A 2,794-nucleotide genomic window follows, 5' to 3' on the forward strand; every position below is an offset into this window, starting at 1 on the left:
GGGACTTGTTCCCGGGACCCCTCTTTCGGCACGCGTCGCGGTCGCGGTATGGCTCCCGGGAACAAGTCCCGGGATGACATCAGTGGTTGGGGGGAGCCTACGGCAGGCTCGTTGAACCCGTGATCAGTCGCACGCCTTGCCGGAAGGTGATGTAGGCCCAGAGCCAGTGCAGCATCACCATCAATCGGTTACGGAAACCGATCAGGAAATAGATATGCGCCGCGCCCCATACGAGCCAGGCGATGAAGCCCGTCATTCTGATGCGGCCGAAATCTATCACCGCGCTCTTGCGGCCAATGGTGGCGAGGTTGCCCTGATGGCGATAGCGGAATGGTACGGCCTTGCCGCCCTTGAGTTTCGCGCGGATCGTGCGCGCTGCATAAGCGCCCATCTGTTTTGCGGCGGGGGCAATTCCCGGCACGAAGCTGCCGTCTTTCCAACGTACTGCCGCCGTGTCGCCGACGATGAAGATGCGTTCGTCATCGGCCAGATTCAGATGGTCGTTGACGGGGACACGGCCTGCGCGGTCGCTTTCGATACCGAGCCATTTTGCGGCCGGTGAAGCTTCGACGCCTGCGGCCCAGATGATCGTGCGCGCCGCGATTAAGTTTCCCGCGCGTTCAACGCCGTCGCGCGTGCAGGATGTTGCGGCCGCGCCGAGCAGGATTTCGACGCCCATCTTTTCCAGCGATTTTTGCGCGAAGGTGGAGAGCGTTTCGGGAAAGGCAGGCAGAATGCGTGGCCCTGCCTCGATCAGCACGACGCGGGCCGATGCCGGATCGATGTGCCGGAAATCCTGCAGCAGCGCTTTTTTTGCAAGCTCGATGATCGCGCCCGCCATTTCGACGCCGGTCGGTCCGCCGCCGACAATGACGAAGGTGAGAAGGGCGCGGCGGCGATCCTCATCTTCCTCCGTTTCGGCCTTTTCGAAGGCGAGCAGAATACGGCGACGGATTTCCGTCGCGTCGTCGATTTTCTTCAGGCCGGGTGCGACAGGTTCCCAATCGTCATGGCCGAAATAGGCGTGCCGTGCGCCGGTGGCGACGATCAGATGGTCGTAAGGAACCTGCCGTCCATCATCGAGCGACACATGTCGCGCATCGCGATCGATGCTCACAACGTTTCCGAGCAGTACTTCGGTATTTGCCTGATCGCGCAATGTCGAGCGGATGGGCGTTGCGATATCGGCGGGCGAAAGCGTGGCGGTTGCCACCTGATAGAGAAGCGGCTGGAAGAGGTGATAGTTCATCCGGTCGATCATCGTCACGCGCACCGGCGCCGATGCGAGCGCCTTTGCCGCCGTGAGGCCGGCAAATCCCGCACCGAGAATAACGACGCGCGGACGCGCATCCATGTCGGTTGAAGTCAATCCCGCCTCCTGCCGCTACAGCGTTTACTTGCCCGCCTTGCCTGCCCATTTGTCCATCAGCTTTGCGAGCTTCACATCGCGTTCGGACAATCCGTCGACGTCATGCGTCGTCAGCAGAACTTTCACGGTCTTGTAGACGTTGAACCATTCGGGATGGTGGTCGGCTTTCTCGGCGGCGAGTGCGACGCGGCTCATCCAGCCGAAGGCTTCGTTGAAATCCCTGAAGGTGAAGGTTTTCTCGATGGCGTCGCGCCCGCGCACCTTCGTCCAGCCCTTCAGCTCCGCCAGCGCCTTTGTGCGCGCAACGCCGGAAAGTTTTTCGATCATGTGAGCCTCCTGTATACGGGTCTGGTTTGCGGCCAGAGCCTCGCCTGCCTAGAGTCCGCTTGCAAGGAGGAGATGCATGAACTGGAAAGAAATGAAGGCGCCAAGCCTCGCCGATTTTGAACGTCTCGCGGATGAGGCTTTCGGGCGGCTGCCTGAGCATTTCCGTGCGCGCACGCAAGGGCTCATCATTCGTATCGAGGATTTCCCCGATGAGGATGTGATGGCCGAAATGGAGCTCGAAAGCCCGTTCGATCTGCTCGGACTATATCACGGCACGGGCCAACCCTATGAGCAGACCAGCGCGATCACGCATCTCCCCGACATGGTGTTTCTCTATCGCCGCCCCATGCTCGACTATTGGGCGGAATTCGATGAGACGCTCGATCAGCTTATCACGCATGTTCTCGTGCATGAGATCGGCCATCATTTCGGCCTCTCCGACGACGACATGCATTCGATCGAGGATGAGGCGGGCGCCTAGCCTTCCGGCAGCAACTCGGGCGGATAAAAGCGTTCCGGCACGTAAGGTCCGCCGCCCGTGCTCGTGCGGGCGGAGAAAAGAACGCTGCGGGTCACTTCGAATTTGGGTGTCGCGAACAAATTGTTGGCGGCGATGAAGCCATAGACCTCCGGCGCGTCGATGGCCCTGAGGCGTGCCAGCGTCACATGCGGCGTATATTTGCGCGTTTCGGGCGGCAGGCCGACGCGGCGCATCGCGCTTTCGTGGCGGGCCTGCAAACGCTTCAGCGGTTCGGTGAGTTTTACCCCCGCCCAGAGCGCATGGGGCTTTGCGCCGCCAAATTCCCCGACGCCTTCAAGCTCGATCTCGAATGGCTCGAAGGGGACGGATTCCAGCGCCACATCGACATCGGCCGCGACGTCTTCGGGAATATCGCCGATGAAGCGCAGCGTGATGTGAAAGTTTTCGCGCTCGATCCAGCGTGCATGCTCGATGCCTTGCTGCAATCCTTCAAGGCGGCGCGCAATGTCGTCTGGAATTTCGAGAGCAGTGAAGAGGCGGATCATGCGTTTGACTTTCGATCCTTCGAGACGGTCACGCGGCGACCGTCTCGAAGGGCGATCTTGTTACGGACAGGG

General features: G+C 60.7%; 4 protein-coding genes. 1 reads left to right on the forward strand and 3 read right to left on the reverse strand.

Going from position 1 to position 2,794, the window contains the following annotated elements:
• Positions 1 to 97: 97 nt before the first annotated feature.
• Complete coding sequence (locus WA943_RS12010; protein WP_424470120.1) at positions 98 to 1,354, reverse strand: NAD(P)/FAD-dependent oxidoreductase; 1,257 nt, start codon at positions 1,352 to 1,354, stop codon at positions 98 to 100.
• A 39-nt stretch (positions 1,355 to 1,393) separates the two neighbouring features.
• Positions 1,394 to 1,711, reverse strand: a complete 318-nt coding sequence (locus WA943_RS12015) for a 4a-hydroxytetrahydrobiopterin dehydratase (protein WP_424470121.1) — start codon at positions 1,709 to 1,711, stop codon at positions 1,394 to 1,396.
• Between the two features lie 61 nt (positions 1,712 to 1,772).
• Here WA943_RS12015 and WA943_RS12020 point away from each other — a divergent pair, with 61 nt between their 5' ends.
• Positions 1,773 to 2,177 carry a metallopeptidase family protein gene (locus tag WA943_RS12020; protein ID WP_424470118.1) on the forward strand — a complete coding sequence of 135 codons (405 nt, stop codon included), beginning with the start codon at positions 1,773 to 1,775 and terminating at the stop codon, positions 2,175 to 2,177.
• Here the strand turns inward: WA943_RS12020 and thpR are convergent.
• Positions 2,174 to 2,722, reverse strand: a complete 549-nt coding sequence (gene thpR / locus WA943_RS12025; RefSeq protein WP_424470119.1) for an RNA 2',3'-cyclic phosphodiesterase — start codon at positions 2,720 to 2,722, stop codon at positions 2,174 to 2,176. The genes WA943_RS12020 and thpR overlap by 4 nt on opposite strands.
• Between the last annotated feature and the right edge of the window lie 72 nt (positions 2,723 to 2,794).

Source organism: Parvibaculum sp. (assembly GCF_049651025.1).
Lineage (GTDB): Bacteria > Pseudomonadota > Alphaproteobacteria > Parvibaculales > Parvibaculaceae > Parvibaculum.